Source organism: Shewanella sp. Shew256 (assembly GCF_002196695.1).
Classification (GTDB): Bacteria; Pseudomonadota; Gammaproteobacteria; order Enterobacterales; family Shewanellaceae; genus Shewanella; species Shewanella mangrovisoli.
The window spans coordinates 523950-541722 of the sequence record NZ_NAJR01000002.1; the positions used below are offsets into that span (position 1 = coordinate 523950).

16 protein-coding genes are annotated in these 17773 nt (G+C 47.1%); 10 read left to right on the forward strand and 6 right to left on the reverse strand.

What is annotated here, in order from left to right; all coding sequences use genetic code 11:
- Window positions 1-60 precede the first annotated feature (60 nt).
- Window positions 61-885: a DUF2797 domain-containing protein gene (locus tag B5P39_RS05105; RefSeq protein WP_088210698.1), complete on the reverse strand. Its 825-nt coding sequence runs from the start codon at window positions 883-885 to the stop codon at window positions 61-63.
- Between the two features lie 265 nt (window positions 886-1150).
- On the opposite strand from B5P39_RS05105, the gene B5P39_RS05110 reads away from it, so the two are divergent.
- Window positions 1151-2038, forward strand: coding sequence for a DMT family transporter (locus B5P39_RS05110; protein WP_088210699.1), 888 nt, complete (start codon window positions 1151-1153; stop codon window positions 2036-2038).
- 60 nt (window positions 2039-2098) lie between these two features.
- On the opposite strand, the gene B5P39_RS05115 is transcribed toward B5P39_RS05110, so the two are convergent.
- The gene (locus B5P39_RS05115) at window positions 2099-2599 is read right to left on the reverse strand and encodes a glycine cleavage system protein R (RefSeq protein WP_011623313.1); all 501 of its coding nucleotides are present in this window, start codon (window positions 2597-2599) and stop codon (window positions 2099-2101) included.
- A gap of 199 nt (window positions 2600-2798) precedes the next feature.
- Between B5P39_RS05115 and B5P39_RS05120 the strand changes: the two genes are divergently transcribed.
- The 5 genes from B5P39_RS05120 to B5P39_RS05140 all read left to right on the forward strand — a co-directional run bounded on the left by B5P39_RS05120 (window position 2799) and on the right by B5P39_RS05140 (window position 9866).
- Window positions 2799-5057: an ABC transporter permease subunit gene (locus tag B5P39_RS05120; RefSeq protein WP_011623312.1), complete on the forward strand. Its 2259-nt coding sequence runs from the start codon at window positions 2799-2801 to the stop codon at window positions 5055-5057.
- 59 nt (window positions 5058-5116) lie between these two features.
- Complete coding sequence (gene pstA / locus B5P39_RS05125) at window positions 5117-6775, forward strand: phosphate ABC transporter permease PstA (protein WP_011623311.1); 1659 nt, start codon at window positions 5117-5119, stop codon at window positions 6773-6775.
- A 33-nt stretch (window positions 6776-6808) separates the two neighbouring features.
- Window positions 6809-7627 carry a phosphate ABC transporter ATP-binding protein PstB gene (pstB, locus tag B5P39_RS05130; RefSeq protein WP_011623310.1) on the forward strand — a complete coding sequence of 273 codons (819 nt, stop codon included), beginning with the start codon at window positions 6809-6811 and terminating at the stop codon, window positions 7625-7627.
- A gap of 127 nt (window positions 7628-7754) precedes the next feature.
- On the forward strand, window positions 7755-8465 hold the full coding sequence (gene phoU / locus B5P39_RS05135) for a phosphate signaling complex protein PhoU (RefSeq protein ID WP_011623309.1): 711 nt from the start codon (window positions 7755-7757) through the stop codon (window positions 8463-8465).
- A gap of 318 nt (window positions 8466-8783) precedes the next feature.
- Complete coding sequence (locus B5P39_RS05140) at window positions 8784-9866, forward strand: DUF3137 domain-containing protein (RefSeq protein WP_086904543.1); 1083 nt, start codon at window positions 8784-8786, stop codon at window positions 9864-9866.
- A gap of 265 nt (window positions 9867-10131) precedes the next feature.
- Here B5P39_RS05140 and B5P39_RS05145 read toward each other — a convergent pair whose 3' ends face one another.
- Both B5P39_RS05145 and B5P39_RS05150 read right to left on the reverse strand, forming a co-directional pair.
- Window positions 10132-10722, reverse strand: coding sequence for a hypothetical protein (locus B5P39_RS05145; RefSeq protein WP_086904542.1), 591 nt, complete (start codon window positions 10720-10722; stop codon window positions 10132-10134).
- Between the two features lie 498 nt (window positions 10723-11220).
- Entirely contained in the window at window positions 11221-12150 is a 930-nt protein-coding gene (locus tag B5P39_RS05150; RefSeq protein WP_088210700.1) for a DMT family transporter, read from the reverse strand.
- An 84-nt stretch (window positions 12151-12234) separates the two neighbouring features.
- Here B5P39_RS05150 and B5P39_RS05155 point away from each other — a divergent pair, with 84 nt between their 5' ends.
- Window positions 12235-13131 (forward strand): LysR family transcriptional regulator, encoded by an 897-nt coding sequence (locus B5P39_RS05155; protein WP_232015303.1) that lies wholly within the window; start codon window positions 12235-12237, stop codon window positions 13129-13131.
- Between the two features lie 65 nt (window positions 13132-13196).
- On the opposite strand, the gene B5P39_RS05160 is transcribed toward B5P39_RS05155, so the two are convergent.
- Complete coding sequence (locus B5P39_RS05160; protein ID WP_088210702.1) at window positions 13197-13592, reverse strand: VOC family protein; 396 nt, start codon at window positions 13590-13592, stop codon at window positions 13197-13199.
- 161 nt (window positions 13593-13753) lie between these two features.
- Between B5P39_RS05160 and B5P39_RS05165 the strand changes: the two genes are divergently transcribed.
- The 3 genes from B5P39_RS05165 to B5P39_RS05175 all read left to right on the forward strand — a co-directional run bounded on the left by B5P39_RS05165 (window position 13754) and on the right by B5P39_RS05175 (window position 17460).
- Window positions 13754-14359 carry a DUF502 domain-containing protein gene (locus tag B5P39_RS05165; protein ID WP_011717603.1) on the forward strand — a complete coding sequence of 202 codons (606 nt, stop codon included), beginning with the start codon at window positions 13754-13756 and terminating at the stop codon, window positions 14357-14359.
- A gap of 673 nt (window positions 14360-15032) precedes the next feature.
- Window positions 15033-17009 carry a BCCT family transporter gene (locus B5P39_RS05170; protein WP_088210703.1) on the forward strand — a complete coding sequence of 659 codons (1977 nt, stop codon included), beginning with the start codon at window positions 15033-15035 and terminating at the stop codon, window positions 17007-17009.
- Window positions 17010-17097: 88 nt separating this feature from the next.
- Window positions 17098-17460 carry a YajD family HNH nuclease gene (locus B5P39_RS05175; protein WP_011717601.1) on the forward strand — a complete coding sequence of 121 codons (363 nt, stop codon included), beginning with the start codon at window positions 17098-17100 and terminating at the stop codon, window positions 17458-17460.
- A 26-nt stretch (window positions 17461-17486) separates the two neighbouring features.
- Here B5P39_RS05175 and B5P39_RS05180 read toward each other — a convergent pair whose 3' ends face one another.
- Complete coding sequence (locus B5P39_RS05180; RefSeq protein WP_011717600.1) at window positions 17487-17720, reverse strand: DUF1289 domain-containing protein; 234 nt, start codon at window positions 17718-17720, stop codon at window positions 17487-17489.
- Window positions 17721-17773 lie beyond the last annotated feature (53 nt).

Below are 17773 nucleotides of genomic sequence, written 5' to 3' on the forward strand. Positions count from 1 at the left end.
AGTGTGCTGACTACCATAGAGGCGCTCAACACACTCAATCAACGAGAGTTTTACCTGATCTTAGTCAGTTAACCCTACACTCACTTCATAGGCCGTGAATTTACGAATGTTAATCACGCCGGTATCGAAGATCAGATACTGACCTTTAATCCCCTGTAAAATCCCGCTTACCACCTCATTTTTATCGAAGTTGTGGGAAGTGATCTTCTTCGGAAAGGTGTCGATGGGATAGTGAATCGACTGAATCGTTTCATCTAAACGTTCTATACTGTAATCGCCTTTTTGCATGCCGATTTCGTGCAACTTAGCCTCAATTTGCGGGATCAGTTCCGCCGCCTTAGCATTTAAATCGATATCGTCGGCGTGGCCCTTAAGCATGGTTTGCCAGTGGGTTTTATCGTTGATGAGTTTGGCTAACTCCACTTCCACTAGACCCGAGATTTGTCGTGTCGACACTTTAAAAATCGGTAAACCTTGAGTCGCGCCTTGATCTATCCAGCGAGTAGGCAATTGTGTGTGGCGAGTGATGCCGACTTTGATGCCTGAAGTATTGGATAGATAAACATAATGCGGCACAAAACAATGGCTTTGTGCCCACTCTGGCTCGCGGCAAGTACCTTGGTCAAAGTGACAGGTTTCGGGCTTCATAATGCACATATCGCAACTGGCGAGCTTTTGCATACACACAAAGCAATGGCCTTGCGAATAGCTCTTTTTGGTCTTTTTACCGCAGTTACAGCAGAAGATATTACCCGTGTGGGTCAGGGTCAGCGGCTTGCCAATTAAGGGATTCAGTGGCAGCAACTCGTCGCCAACAACCAGTTGATACTGTACTTGTTGCGCCTCATCTAAGTGTGCGCGCAGCTTTTTTAGCGTTCCTAACATAGGTGGTCCTAGTTTTTTATGGTGTCACTGGGTTTGGTAAGGCATCCAGCGCACTTATGCATTCGTCATTGCGTGGTGTGCAGTATACAAGATTATCCCGCCGAGTTTAGATAGGAATTCTCGATTGAGAGCTTGACCCCATGCGTTGGTTTCTGAGTATCGCCAGTAGGGCACGGCGTAAAAGCTAACAGTATCGCAACATATTTGGACAAGCGCCCGGCATCTGGGTAATCTTGTCATCCTTTTTAATCATAGAGACTGTATCTTGCCAGCCAATTTTTTACTCCTGCTCGCCGCCGCTATCTGGGGCTTTGGTTTTGTTGCCCAAACCTTAGGGATGGAGCATTTATCGCCCTTTGCATTCAACGGGCTACGTTTCTTAATTGGTACTGTATCACTCGTTCCTCTGGTGTGGTACTTGGCTCGGCAGGGTAAAATTCATCTCGGTACGCCCAAAGATTTTGCCATTGGTTGTGTTGCGGTGGGCGGACTGTTATTTGCTGGTGCATCGCTACAACAGGTGGGACTGCTTTATACCACGGCCGCCAATGCGGGCTTTATCACTGGGCTTTATATCGTGTTAGTGCCGATATTGGGCTTAGCCCTGAAACATGCTACCGGTGCAAATACCTGGGTAGGCTGTGGGATCGCCGTGGTGGGGCTGTATTTTTTAAGCATTAAAGACGGCTTTCACCTCGGTTATGGCGATACGCTGCAATTGATTGGTGCACTGTTTTGGGCGATGCATATTTTGGCGGTGGATCATTTTGCCAAGCGGATTTCGCCCGTGTTACTCGCCATGATGCAATTTTTGGTATGCGGCGTATTAAGCCTACTTGTGTCGGCGACTATTGAGGTCACGACTGTCGATAAGGTGATTGCAGCTTGGGGCTCACTGGCTTACGCGGGGCTGATTTCAGTGGGTATTGCTTACACTTTGCAGGTGCTGGCGCAAAAGCATGCTCATCCTGCGCACGCGGCGATTATTTTGAGTTTAGAAACCGTGTTTGCGGCCATCGGCGGTATTCTGTTTCTTGGTGAAAGCTTAGGACTGCGCGCCTTGTTCGGGTGCGGCTTGATGCTGCTGGGGATGTTGATTTCCCAAGTGCCGCTGCTCTATTTAATTAAGTCTCGGCACCAGAAAGTCAGTTAACTCGCCATAAAAAACGCCGCAGGGAGTGCCCGCGGCGTTTTTTGTTGAAGGTGTTGAAGGTTAACGGCTGAGTTTATCCAGCACTAAGTCATCACCGAGGGAGTAGAGGGACTGCACCAGTTGTTCCTCTTGGGCAAGATCGGTTAGGCCCAAGCCAATGGTGGCGCGAAACAGGGCGATACCGGTATGGCCTGCGGTCTCAAACTGGCTGCTAAACTGTTCGATATTGATACCAAGGGCGGTGATGCGATTGGAAATATCCAGCACTAATCCGGGTCTGTCGTAGGACACTAGGCTGTAGGTGAGCCGCTTAACGGGTTTGAGGGCGACCGAGGTTTTTGAATAGGTGAGGGTGAGGCCGTCGATACATTCCAAGGCTTCAATCAGCTCGTCCATTTTTAGGGAAGGCACCTCGAGTAACAATATGGCGGCAAAGATCCCGTCGATATGGCGCAACTCTGAGTCTAACCAGTTACCGCCATGGCGACTCACGGCGTGGGCGATTTGCTCGACTAATCCTTTTCTATCAGGTGCTTGAAGCGTGATTAAATATCGTAGCATGGCGACTGACTCCTATTTTTTGTAAAAGGCACCTGTTTTAAAATCGGGTGTAACACAACTGTCATCTTTGCGTCATATAATTCAACGCACTTAGAATGAAGGGTGTTGTTATTGCTCAGTTTATGCTCAAACAGTGTAAGCATAGCATTTCGCAATTCCTAGCGAAAAAACTCACAGGCTTTAATAATAGAGGTTCTTAATGGAAAGTCAGGTCATTCAACCTGGTTCTGCGCCGCAAAGTATGCTGAAAGGCGGACGTTCAAGTCGCAGGGCATTTAAGGATAAAGCGGCTCAAATTGGGGTCACGATTGGCGGCACTATGGTGTTTGTCGCCTTATTGTTGATCTTCTTCTATTTGCTGTACGTGATTAAACCCATTTTCGACAGCGCGGATGTGACTCCCGTTAAAAGCGTGAGTTATCAACATGCTGAAGTCGCGACCCTGATGGTCGGTGCCGACGAGCAAAATGAGGTTATGTATCGCGTGGCCGCCGATGGCCAAGTGGATTTCTACACTGTTGCCGATGGCAGTTTACTCTCCAGTTTTACACCGCCATTACCTGCGGGTGTGAGCGTAACCAGCGCCGCGATTGCCGCACCGAGTGAGCAACGCTTCGCACTGGGGTTAAGTAACGGTCAAGCCTTAATCGTAGGGATTGAGTTTGGCTTAAGTTACCCTAACAACAAGCGCCTTATTACCCCAAAACTGCGTTACAGCGCGGGTGAAGCGCCGATCACTATCGATGAGTCGGGCAGCGCTATCCATCATTTAGCCTTTAGTTACAGCAACGATAAAATCAGCTTCGCCTACCAAGATGACAATGGTGCTTGGCGTTTAAGCCGTCTCGAAGGTCAAGAAAACATGATGACCGAAGAGGTGGAATGGACGACCACGGGCGCACTACTGCCCGATGCACCTAAAAAAGTTGCACACCAATTGATGACGCCGGATCAACGCCAATTGATGCTTCAAATGGGCAACAAGGTGTTTATCTACAATATCCGTGATGTTGAAAGCCTGGACTTAATGCAGGTGATTGATGCGGAAAAGGAAAAGTCTAAGGTTAACAACATTGCCTTACTCGCCGGTGCCAGCTCGATTCTGGTGAGCTACGACTCAGGTGTGGTAACCCAGTACTTCCAAGTGAATGGTCCAAAAGGCCGTTTATACAAAGAGATCCGTGAGTTTACCGACTTAGCGCCAGTGGCCTCGATTGCCTCTGAGTTCTACCGTAAAAGCTTTGCCGTGGTGAGTCCAGAGGGTGAGTTATCACTCCTGTACACCACCAGTGAGCGCGAACTGTTTGATGAAAAGTTTGACCTTAAAAACCCAGGTGTGATGGGCTTTAGCCCCCGTTCTAACGGCCTAGTGGTTGAAGCGAACAAGCAACTGAATATCTTCCACGTGGAAAACTCGCACCCAGAAGTGTCTTGGAGCGCGCTGTGGAATAAGGTGTGGTACGAAGGTTACCCAGAGCCTAAGTTTGTGTGGCAATCCACCTCGGGTAGCGATGACTTTGAAGCCAAACTCAGCTTAATGCCATTGGCCTACGGCACCATGAAGGCGGCGTTCTACGCCATGCTGTTTGCCGTGCCATTAGCGATTGCTGGCGCCATCTATACTGCTTACTTTATGTCGCCAAAGGTACGCGGCATTGTTAAGCCAACGATTGAAATTATGGAAGCCTTACCGACGGTTATCTTAGGTTTCCTCGCCGGACTTTGGTTAGCACCGCTGATTGAAGAACATCTACCGGGCATCCTAATACTGCTGATCCTGCTGCCGACGGCGATTCTGGTGTCGGCGTACTCTTGGAGCAAATTACCCGGCACTTGGAAACAACGTCTGCCTGAAGTCTATCAGGAGCTGATGCTCATTCCGGTTATCTGCTTTGTGGGTTGGTTCTCCTTTGCCATCAGCCCGATGATCGAAGTGGCGCTGTTTGATGGTAACACTCGTCAATTTATCACTAACGAATTAGGCATCACCTTCGACCAACGTAACGCGCTGGTAGTGGGTATCGCCATGGGCTTTGCGGTTATTCCAACGATTTTCTCGATTGCCGAAGACGCGATTTTCTCTGTGCCACGCCATTTATCCAACGGCAGTTTGGCGCTGGGCGCGACGCCTTGGCAAACCCTGACACGTGTGGTGCTGTTGACCGCAAGCCCAGGGATTTTCTCTGCTGTGATGATGGGTCTTGGCCGCGCTGTGGGTGAAACCATGATCGTACTGATGGCAACGGGTAACACCGCCATCATGGAATGGAGCGTATTTGAAGGTATGCGTACGCTGGCGGCTAACATCGCGGTGGAAATGCCAGAGTCGGCAATTGGCAGCTCGCACTACCGTGTGCTGTTCCTCGCGGCCTTCGTTCTGTTCGTATTTACCTTCTTCTTTAACACGATTGCCGAAGTGGTAAGACAGCGTCTGCGTGACCGCTATAGCTCGCTGTAATGGAGATAAGATAATGATACTAAATACTATTTCGCCAATGACCTTGAGAGGTTTGTGCAATGGGTAAGTGGGTAAAATCAGGCTCGCCATGGATTTGGATGACAGGTGGCGCGGTGAGCATCAGTTTGATTGCAGTATTAGGCCTGTTACTGCTCATTGCATGGCGCGGATTAAGCTACTTTTGGCCTGCAACGATTTATCAATGGGAACTCGAAGATAACACTGGTGCACGTTCAACCTTAATCGGTGAGATTTACGATAGGGAAGAAGTGCCGACCGAACGCTTAACCGCCGCGGGCCATGTGTTTAAACAGCCACCCGGTGAGTTTGTGACGCGTTACTTAGTGAAAACCGGTAACCGTGAGTTTGTGGGCTTAGATTTCCGTTGGATTTTAGCAACAGACATTATCAGCCGTAGCGAGCCTGCCGATGTGGCCATGCTCGAGCGTGCTAAAAACGGTAACTTTTATGGCTACCCAGTGGCCGTGATTGAAAACGGTAAACGCTTAGAGCTGAAAAACGATGCGCTTGAGTCCTCTTTGATGGAGCATATCGACCGTGCCGTAGCTTTGTCTGACAAAGCGTTATCACTGCAAAAACAAGATATTGGTGCGATTAACTACAACATCGAGAAACTGCGTTTAAAAGAGCGCCGTTACGAGTTAGATGGTGAGCTGACCGATAGCCGTAAGCTGGAGTTAGCGGCCGCGAAGGAAGCGCTCCAAAAAGAATACCATGTGCTTGAAAAAGAGCTGTTTGCCCTGCGTGATGAAGCGGCTCGCGACTCTGTTATCGTGCGCGATATGCGTGGTGTTGAGGTTGAACTTAAGCTGGATTCGGTTCTCGATGTCACCTACGTCAACCACTTAGGCTTGATGGGTAAAATCGGCAAATGGTTTGTCGGGCTAGGCCGCTTTGTTAGCGACGACCCACGCGAAGCCAACACCGAGGGCGGCGTGTTCCCTGCGATTTTCGGTACCGTGTTTATGGTGCTGTTGATGGCGATTATCGTGACGCCATTCGGGGTGATTGCTGCGATCTACTTACATGAATATGCCAAAAAAGGCCCAATCACTAAGATGATCCGCATTGCGGTAATCAACTTAGCGGGTGTGCCATCGATTGTGTACGGGGTGTTTGGTCTCGGGTTCTTCGTCTACATGATGGGCGGCTCGATTGACCAACTGTTTTACGCCGAAGCTTTACCGTCACCGACCTTTGGTTCACCTGGGGTGATTTGGTCGGCGCTGACATTAGCGATTCTCACCCTGCCAGTGGTGATTGTATCGACCGAAGAAGGCTTAAGCCGTATTCCTAGCGCGGTGCGTCAAGGCAGTTTGGCTCTGGGCGCGACTAAGGCCGAAACCCTGTGGCGGATTGTGATCCCGATGGCAAGTCCTGCGATTATGACGGGACTGATTTTAGCCGTGGCCCGCGCTGCGGGTGAGGTGGCACCGTTAATGCTGGTGGGTGTAGTGAAATTAGCACCGACATTGCCACTGGACTTAAACTTCCCGTTCGTGCATTTAGAACGTAAATTCATGCACTTAGGGTTCCATATTTATGATGTGGGCTTCCAGAGTCCTAACGTTGAAGCGGCACGTCCTCTGGTATACGCCACCTCCTTCTTGCTGGTAACAGTGATTGTGGCACTGAACTTAACCGCGATTAGTGTGCGTAACCACTTACGTGAAAAATATCGTTCGCTTGAGCATTAATCAGCGATTATCCTGAAAGTATTAGGACTGAATATGATTTCTATAGATTCGACAGCCATGAAAACCAACAACTTTGACTTAGCAAACTTGAGCCAGAACGATACCGCACTGGAGATCCGCAACTTAGACCTGCGCTATGGCGACAAGCAAGCGCTGTTTAACGTGTCGATGAAGATCCCGAAGAAGCAAGTTACGGCGTTTATCGGCCCCAGCGGTTGTGGTAAATCCACCTTATTGCGCTGCATTAACCGCATGAACGATCTGGTCGACAACTGCCATATCGACGGCGAGATTTTGCTGCACGGTCAAAATATTTATGACAAAAAAATCGACGTTGCCGCCCTGCGCCGCAACGTAGGTATGGTGTTCCAGCGTCCTAACCCATTCCCTAAGTCGATTTACGAAAACGTGGTTTATGGTCTGCGTCTGCAGGGCATTAACAACCGCCGTGAACTCGACGAAGCGGCCGAGCGTTCGCTACGCGGCGCGGCGATTTGGGATGAAGTGAAAGACCGTCTGCACGATAACGCCTTTGGCTTATCCGGTGGTCAGCAGCAACGTCTGGTGATTGCCCGTGCGATTGCCATCGAGCCCGAAGTATTACTGCTCGACGAACCGACTTCGGCCCTCGACCCGATTTCAACCTTAACCATCGAAGAGCTGATCACTGAGCTTAAGACTAAGTACACAGTGGTTATCGTTACCCATAACATGCAACAGGCGGCGCGGGTGTCGGATCAAACAGCATTTATGTATATGGGCGAATTGGTGGAATACGCCGATACCAACACTATTTTCACCACACCGAAAAAACGTAAGACCGAAGATTATATTACCGGCCGTTACGGTTAATCACCTTGCCTTTGGCAGTGATGATGTGAGTGATAAGTGATTAACGAAATAAGCCACCGCCTAGAACAGAGTTAAACATTGCAAACTCCATCTAGGCGTTGATACAGTTGAGTAAAAGGTTGGCCAAATGGAAAATATGAATTTAAACAAACATATCTCTGGGCAATTTAACGCCGAGTTAGATGATATCCGTAACCGTGTACTCGCCATGGGTGGTTTGGTTGAGCGTCAGTTAGAGCAAGCCATCGACGCCTTAAGCACCTTAGATGCTGAATTAGCGCAAAAGGTGATCACCGGCGATCACAAAGTGAACGGCATGGAAGTCTCTATTGACGAAGAATGCACCCGCATTATCGCTAAACGCCAACCAGCGGCGAGCGACTTACGTCTGATCATCGCGATTTCAAAATCGATTGCCGATCTTGAGCGTATCGGTGACGCCTGCGTGCGTATTGCCAAGGCCGCATTAGATAAGCGTTTGAATAATCAGCAACCGTTATTAGTCAGCATTGAAAATATGGGCCGCCATGCGATTCGTATGCTGCACGCAACGCTCGATGCCTTAGCCCGTATGGATGCCGATTCGGCGCTGGAACTTCATAAAGAAGATGCCAAGCTCGACCGTGAATATGAAGGCATTATCCGTCAATTAATGACCTACATGATGGAAGACCCACGCTCAATCCCCGATGTATTAGACGTACTCTGGGCCGCCCGTGCCGTTGAACGTGTCGGCGATCGTTGTAAAAATATCTGCGAATACATTATTTACTACGTGAAAGGTAAAGACGTTCGCCATACTTCCTACGAAGATATGGAAAAGGATTTAAAGGACTAAACGCCTTTTATCACACGGCTTTATCCGCAAACGCTCTGCCTAACCGCAGAGCGTTTTTGTTTTGTGTTTCTTTAGGGGATAAAGTGAACTGTAAGTCAGTCAATAAGTTTGGTTTACGCCTCTGAGGTATAAGAGGTGGTATCAAAAACACGCCAATGTTTTTGATATAAATCGTTGTTTGAAATTTGTTATTTACAATAAATAACCCTTTGTTTAATCTGACACTCGCTATAGGTTAATCTCGGCGTTAACCGACACTCGAGAGTAGAAACAGCACAATGGAATGGGCGCTGTATCGGCGATTACAGGGATAAGTAGATGAGCCAATTGTTGTATTCTTTAAAGCAGGGGTTCGAAGCCCTGAAAAGTATTCGCAATCATATAGTGGAAGCGAATTTACCCGCAGATTTCCCTCGACCCGAATTACCGCCGATATCAGAAGAGGCGAAAGCGGCACTGTTGCAACTACTCGAGCCGCTAGAAGCTTATCGAATTGAAAAACTTGAAACGAAACTTTCTCGGAAGAAATGGGCCAAGCGGTTAGGCTGGCTCCTGTGCTTGCCTGCGCTGGTTGTTGATTTGATGTCGTTAGCCTCAAATAGTGACCCAAGCATTCTGAGCTTGATTGTTCTCGCAGGCATCTTGATGTGGGTTCAGTTGCCTGAAATACAATTTAAGCGCCATTATAAGAATAAAATTTTACCTGTTTTACTCGATAAATTAGGGGATTACCAATATAGCCCCGATTCCTGTGTCAATCTGGATGCCGTGGCTGATTTTGAACTCATGCCCAGTTTTAGCAAGAAAGAAGCTGAAGACCATATTCGCGGCAAGGTAGAAGATGTTAGCTTCGAGTTTTGCGAGTTAACCTTAAAATCCCGTGGAAGCAAGTCGGATAAAATTCAATTTAAGGGTGGGGTGGTGATTATCTCTATGCCCTTTCATTTTGAATCTCACACCATTGTTAGCCAAGACTATGGTTCCCTGGGGAATGCCATTTCAGGCATCAAGCAACCCAGAGTTAAACTTGAAAGTGTCACCTTTGAGGCCATGTTTGAAGTGTATTCACACGATCAACATTATGCGCGATATTTATTGTCACCCGCAGTGATGGAACGATTGGTTGAGTTGGAGCAATTATTCCGGAAAACTGCACGAGGTTCAGGGATAAGCATCGAGTTTAAAAACAATACAGTGCTTATTATGGCGAGCTATTTTGGTAATTTATTTGATAATGTGGACATCAACTTGCCCACACAGGATATGTCAAAGATCCCATTATTACAGCAGGAGCTGGTCCTCATCACTAGCATTATCAAGCAGCTAAAACTTGATTATCTCGCGGCACAAAATGTAGCAGCACAAAAAATGCATGCGAGGATGGAGACATTAGCGAGTTAACAATAATAGTGTGCTGAGCGGTTATCTATTCGCATAGTTTTATACAGAGGATGAAACAGCAAGCATTGTTTCTTTATCACGCCGATGATTATTTGAGTCATTGGACAGAAGATTCGCCAGCGCAATGCTAGTCATCACTTGAGCCTCATCGCTAGGTTAACCATCGGATATAACGTGAGCTGTTCAAAACTTATCAGAGGGCGATGAGCGCGCGGCATATAAACCTCCTTGTTATTAACGCTGGGTGTCCAGTTTTATAATTTAATCAAAAGTTTCTTTTATCAGGTATTCTGGTAACCACATCTGACCAATCCAAATTGGGATATTTTTTCATAAGCATAGGAATATCTCTATTTTTGTTTTCAAAAATTTTCCAGTCATAATTTTCTGTGGCAGCGAATTCACCTATATAGTTTATTGAGTTTTCTTTTACTGAAAAAGTAATCGACAAATTATCTTCTGGACTCCAATGTCGATAGAATTCGCCTCGCGTCTGAAATAGCGTGTAGTTGTAGATTTCATACGTCCCCGCAGGAACAAGATAGGCGAATATATTTCCAGAATATTTACTCTCTCGATAGTCGAAATCATACGCTATAAACGGTGCTGTAGTAGACGCTTTACCTTCAATATTAAATTCAAAAAAATTTTCAGAATCCACTTTTCTAATGTTTATTCCCCAACGATCATATATAGCCGCTGCATTACGCCTAGACAACGAACCCACAATCAGAGCATACCCATCTCTATTTAAATCATTTGAAGATATATCTACCGGAAGATTAGGTCTTCCGGTCATTGCGCAGCCGCAAATAAATAAAGAGATTAGAATTGAAAATATTATTCTTAAGTTCATAAGCACTCTTGAGGTGTAGTGTTAACATTTTACTAGTGTGTATGTGCGTTAATCACGTTAGAATTGTGAAAATATGCACAATTAACTATTTGTATGCAAAGAACTTATCAGCTTTTCATTAAATGTACCATATTGAAAAAAGAACATGTGTGTTTATCAGAACGATTAATATGCCATTTTTTGTGTAATTCATTGAATTTAATATACTTTGCTTTATTTGTGCGGAGTTAATGTGCATTGTTCAACCTTAAAATCACCTATAACAGTGAAAAACCATAGTCATACATGGTTAGCCGCATACAAGGTAAGATTAAAACAGGATTATCATTGAGAATTTCTAGGGTAATTTGAGTGGACTCATTTGAATAAAATCGCTAGTTGAAACTCTTTTTTTTGGGGAGCAAAACAGTCCCAATAACTGAAATGACTTATCCGAAGTGTTAATGCCAACAATAAAGGCGAGAACTTCCCGCCTTGATTATGTTATTTGAGGATTGGCTAGGATTCAGGGCACACTTTGGGCTCGCGCTTAAACCGTAAAATTCGTGGCAGTAGTAAACCTGCAATAACCACGATAATCCCTAACAGTTGAAACTCGGTCACGGCTTGGCCGAGCATAAACGAGGTTAATACGGAGAAGATGGGGACAAAGTTAAAAAACAGTGATGCGTTGGCTGAGCCTAATTGGCGCACGCCGTTTAACCACAACAAATAGCCCGCAACCGTACCAAATACGCCGATATAGACCACTTCAGCCATGCCTAACGCCGAACTATTTACTAGCTCTGCGAAGGGATGCACCTCTGGCGAAGCCAAACATAAAGCGCCAATCACGGCAGCGCCACTCGACATGCCGATTAAGGTATAAGGGATGACTGGCATCCAACGGCTGATACCTTGGCTGAAATAGGTGTAAAAACTCCAGGCCAGCATGCCGCCAAATATCAATTTATCTCCGTGGTTTATCTGCATCGAGAAGAGGGTTTCAAGGTGCCCATTGGTGATCACCATCAGTACGCCAGTTAGACTCACCAGCAGACTAAAACACTGGGCAAACGATGGCAGCGTACGCAGGGCAACACAGGCGATCAATGATGTGATCAGCGGGCTAAGGGCCATGATTAATGAGCCGTTCGTCGCATTAGTTGACGCCAATCCCGTAAACAGGCCAAGGTTAAGTCCGCCTATTCCTACCGCGCTGACCAGAATAATCCACAACCATTGATTGATGCTTAAGTGCAATTTTGGCATACGGACGAGCTTGAGGTAGATAGCGAGACAGGCCGCGGCAATCACAAAGCGCCAGAACACTAAGGTCAAGGCATGCACTTCGCTTAACACTTGTTTCCCGATGGGAAAGCAACTTCCCCAAAAGAAGGTGCAGATAATCAGCAGGATAACTGCTTTTATCGTTGGATCAGATTTCATCGCTACTCCAGATGACTTGTCAAATACTGAGCCTTAGTGTATTGATTTCAATAATTGGATAAACAAGCAAAAGTAAGACGGTAAATGCCAATAATGAAACCTAACTATTCGTTGGACGATCTGCGCTGTTTTTGTGCTGTGGCACGCTCAGGAAGCTTTAAGGAGGCCGCCCAATCCTTAGGTATGCCGCTCTCCACTTTGAGTCGCCGTATCCGCCAGCTAGAGACCGATTTGCAATTAAGATTGCTCAATCGAGACGCTCACCGCGTTATCTTAACCAGTATTGGTGAGCAGTATTTTGAGCGCTCAGTAGCCCTGTTTGATGAACTCAATAATATTGACGAGGACTTGCATCGGGATAAGTACCAGCCACAGGGGAAAATCCGTATTTCCGCGCCGATCAATTCTGGCACTCATTTCCTGCGGTCGATTTTTTATGATTTTTTGCTGCAATATCCCGATATTCAGTTGGATTTGAGCTTTTCAAACTCGCTTATTGATATTGAAGCGGAAGGCATGGATGTGGCGTTTAGAGTGGGCAATCCTGTAGTTGAAAATTGGATTGCCAGACCGTTAAAGCATATTCACTTTATTTTGTGCTCTCATCCTGACTACGACATTTCGAGCATCACTACGCCAGATAAGTTATGCGGTCACCCAACCATCATTTGCCGCCCTATGATACCTTGGCAATTGGTGCATAAAACGACTGGCGAAGAGTTTGATTATCACCCGAACAAGGGCGTCAGGCTGGAGGTAGATGAACTGATGCTACTAACCCACGCCATCAAAACAGGAATAGGTATCGGGTACGTGCCGGATTATTTTGCGCTACCTATGATAGCGCAGGGGGAAGTGAATCATGTCCTACCTGATTGGAGTAGCAAAGCCCGTACTTTATCCATGTTATATCGGGACCGCGACCACCTCCCCATGCGGGTACGGTTGTTTATCGAGTTTGTAAAATTGCACTTTAAGTAGGGCTCATAAGTAGAGCTCGCTTTATCCTGCCTGCCAAGGTACACCGACATTTGAGCGCGTTGGGGTTATAACGCGCAGGCGGGCAGATATTCGGATAATTCCAATAGATTCAAATCGGGGTCGCGGATATAGACTGAGTTGATGCGGCCTGTGGCGCCGGTGCGCAGTACTGGGCCTTCAATAATCGCAACTTCAAGGCTGTTTAAGTGGTTGATCACTTCTTCGATATTGTGGCTGACCACAAAGCAGAGATCGGCGCTGCCGGGCGTGGCAAGGTTTGCCTTAGGTTCAAATTCGGCGCCTGCTTGGTGCAGATTGATTTTTTGATCGCCAAAACTTAAGGCGATTCGGCCCTGGCCAAATACGGACTTTTTCATCCCTAACACGCGTTGATAAAAGTCGACGCTGGCCTCGATATCTTTCACGGTTAACACTAAATGGTCTAGTCGGGTCACGCGCATATTCTTTCCCTCGATGCCGTAGCGGTTTGTTATTGGTTTTCTCTGCGCCTTACCTTACATCAAGTGCTGGTGCAAAAGTGACTCTGTGGTAGCATTTAACGCGCTTTTTAGCGTAAATAATTTATGCCTTTTTTTATCCTATTGGATTTGATGAGATTGTAATGAAGAAAACCTTAGCCCGTGGTTTGATGAACCTGCTGCCGATGGCGTTAAGCCTGTGGTTGTTTTGGTCATTGTTTGTATCGTTAGATGGTTTAGGGATTTTTATTTTAGAGTTGGTAGGGATTAACCAACATTTTGTCGGCGCGGGCTTTATCTTAGTCGTGGCCATAGTGTTTGCGGTGGGCCTGTTGTTTTCGGTGAGCCCTATTGTGTGGCTCTATGGCTGGATTGAACGTCAGCTAATGCGTTTTCCGCTGTTTAAATCTGTTTATGGCAGTATTCGTGATATCGCTTCCTTAATGAACCGTGAGGGTAAACCCAATACTCAGCAAACCGTGTTGGTTAAACAGGCCAATGGCGGGTTTGTGGTGGGTTTTATTATGACGGATACACCGCCGCAACCATTGCTCGATGCCTTACCCGAAGGGGATTGGGTGCCTGTGTTATTCCAACTCAGTTACCAAATGGCGGGGGTCACTAGCCTAGTCAAACGTGAAGATTTGATTTTAGTGGATTGGTCTTTTGAAGAGGCGATGCGCTTCAATTTAACCGCGGGGATTTCGCAAACTCCGGGCGCGGCAACGGTAAAAACTAAAGCCGAATAAGTTGGCTTTGATTTTTGAGTTAGTTTTTTGCGTCAAATAGATACATTTTTGTGATACAATCCGATGGCGACTTAATAGGTCGCCATTTTTTATGCTAATTCCGTGACTGCTGTTTAGCATTATCTGTGTCTCTATTGAGTCAGTTCTCGACAGCATGTGGTTTCTGTTCGAAGGCGCCTCAGTAGGGCTTAAGCAAGGCCGAGTCGTTATTTATTACTGGTTATTTGCTACTGGTTAACCGTTATTAGCTAATCGCGCTTTGCATTCCTTATCCTCGATATCATTAATATCGAACCGCTTACATGCATTATGTCGCCATAGAGGTTGAACCCTGCGATTCGGTCGCATGGTGTCGATGCTCGCAGCTCGCTGCCTTTGACAGGGCGGCTGGTTTTTAAAGGGCATTGCACAACAGCGGTGTCGCTGTTTATCGAGCAAATGGTTACTGACTTTGCTATTGCGTAAAAGCGCCGGGCAAACAGGCTAAGGTGAGGAAGTGTTCCAACATGAGTATGACATCACAAGGCATTGCTGTCCGCGAGTCCTTGTCATGGATTATTTGTGCATATTTCATCCTGATCACATACTGCTGAGGCAAGAGTTATCTATTATTGTGCTATCTCTTCAAAATTGAAGGGATTTCAATAGGAATTGCCTGATACAAGGGAGTTTTATGTCTATAAAGTCGAGTATAAATCCACCGGTTTTTTATTCGTCGGTCTTTTTTATCACCTTCATGGTGATGATCTGCGCCATTTGGCCGACTGAGGCCAATCACTTTTTCAAATCCATGCAGTCGTGGCTAGAAGCTAAAGCGGGCTGGTTATATATCCTTGGTGTGGCGATTTTTCTGATTTTTATCATCTTTGTCATGGTCAGTCGCTTTGGTGACATTAAGCTCGGCCCCGATCATGCTGTGCCCGATTATAGCTATAAGAGCTGGATTGCCATGCTGTTTTCGGCGGGGATGGGGATTGGATTGATGTTCTTCGGCGTCGCCGAACCCGTGATGCATTACTTAGCGCCGCCAGATGCAACGCCTGAGACCTTGGCCGCCGCCAAAGAAGCCATGAAGATTACCTTTTTCCATTGGGGCATACATGCGTGGGCGATTTACGGGGTGGTTGCCCTGAGTTTGGCCTATTTTGCCTATCGGCATAAGTTGCCCTTGTTACCCCGCAGCGCACTCTATCCCTTAATTGGTGAGCGTATCCATGGCCCGATTGGCCACTGCGTCGATACCTTTGCGGTATTGGGGACAATGTTTGGGGTCGCGACTTCCCTAGGCTTTGGGGTATTGCAGGTTAACTCGGGACTAAGCTATTTATTCGAGCAATTGCCTAATAACACCACGGTGCAAGTGTCACTGATTATTGGCATTACCTTACTCGCCACTCTGTCGGTATTTTCGGGGCTCGATAAAGGGGTGAAGCGCTTAAGTGAGCTTAACTTAGGCTTGGCCCTTATCCTGTTGCTGATTGTGTTAATTCTTGGCCCAACCGTGATGTTGCTGCAGGCCTTTGTGCAAAATACCGGTAGTTATCTCAGTGATATCGTTAATAAAACCTTTAATTTGTATGCCTATCAGCATAAGGAAGACTGGCTTGGCGGTTGGACGCTACTCTACTGGGGCTGGTGGATTTCGTGGTCACCTTTTGTCGGCACCTTTATTGCGCGCGTGAGTCGCGGCCGTACTATACGTGAGTTTTTAGTCGGCATTTTATTTGTGCCTTCGGCGCTGACCTTTTTGTGGATGACGGTATTTGGTAACTCGGCCATCGACGCCATTATGAATCAAGGCGCGACCTACCTAAGCGAAGCGGTGAATACCAATGTGCCCGTAGCTTTGTTTGTGTTTTTTGAACATATGCCTTTCCCGCATCTCCTGTCGGGCATTGGGATTTGTTTAGTGGTGACTTTTTTTGTGACCTCATCTGACTCGGGATCCTTAGTAATCGACAACCTGACCTCGGGGGGCGATAACAATGCGCCTGTCTGGCAACGGGTGTTTTGGGCATTGCTGCAGGGCGTGGTGGCCTCGGTGCTACTCATCGCGGGCGGTTTACAGGCACTGCAAACCGCTGCTATTGCCAGTGCGATGCCATTTTTATGCGTGATGCTGCTGATGTGTTTAGGGCTATACAAGGCGCTGAAAGACGATTGGCTTAAGATCAACAGCGTGCAGCTCCATACCACCAGTGTGCAATACGCTAAGACCAATATCAGCTGGGAGGATCGTATTGAAGTCTTAGTGTCGCATCCCACCGAAGATGAGGCGCGTATCTTCCTCAATAATGTGGCGACACCGGCGTTATCTAAGGTGTGCCAGCAATTTATGAGCAAGGGCCTGACGGCGGATCTTGAGTATCTCGACGGCAAAGTGCGATTGGTGATCAGCAACGAAGCCTATCAACCCTTCGTATATGGTGTGCGGATGCGCTGCTTTGAAATCGTCAATCCCGTCGGTGAAGAGTTAGAGCAGGGCAATAATTGGTATTATCGCGCCGAAGTGTACTTAGAGCAGGGCGGCCAGCACTATGATGTGATGGGCTATACCGAAGAGCAGCTATTGGCGGATGTGGTCACCCAATACGAGAAATACCTGCACTATTTGCACTTGTCCAATGCCGACCAAGGACATGTCGCCTAAACGCTTCGCGTGTTAGAAATATTGCCCCAAGGAATAACTCGGATTATCCTTGGGGCACTTTTTTAGGGGTTATCAGTTAGGTGTAAGCATGTCAGCAAATCCAGGCCAGAGTAAGTTAGATCAAGTCTTAGCCCAAGAGCGGGAATACCGTGCGAAACGTGAGGGCGGTTACCGCGAGCAAGCGCTCAAATTGTATCCTTGGATCTGTGGCCGCTGTACCCGCGAATTTACCTCAAAAAACTTAAGCGAGTTGACGGTTCACCACAGAGATCACAACCACGATAACAACCCATCCGATGGTTCTAATTGGGAATTATTGTGCCTCTACTGCCACGATAATGAACATTCACGCTTCGAAGAACTGATCCGCTACGGTAGCACCACCGAAACCAAGCAAGCGGCGGCGACCTATAATCCCTTTGCCGATTTAAAGGCGATGATGAAAAAGTAGCGATAAAAGTAAAAAGCCTGAAATTTTCAGGCTTTTTTTGCAAGTCGTGCCTCGGCTTCCAGCCATTTAGCGCGGCTTAGCACCTGTTGATTTTCGTCGCCTTCGAAATGGGCTTTGCGGGCGGGAAGTTGCGCGATAATCGCGGCGTGTTCTGCATCGCTGGCATCGCGCCAAGCGACAATCTCATCGATATGGCGAAAACAGCCCATGCAATAATCTTCATCATTTAAGCCGCAGCGGGCAACGCAGGGGGAGAGCATACTTTTCCTCTTAACAGGTTTTCGTCATCGGGTTCAATGGGTGAGGCCGCAGC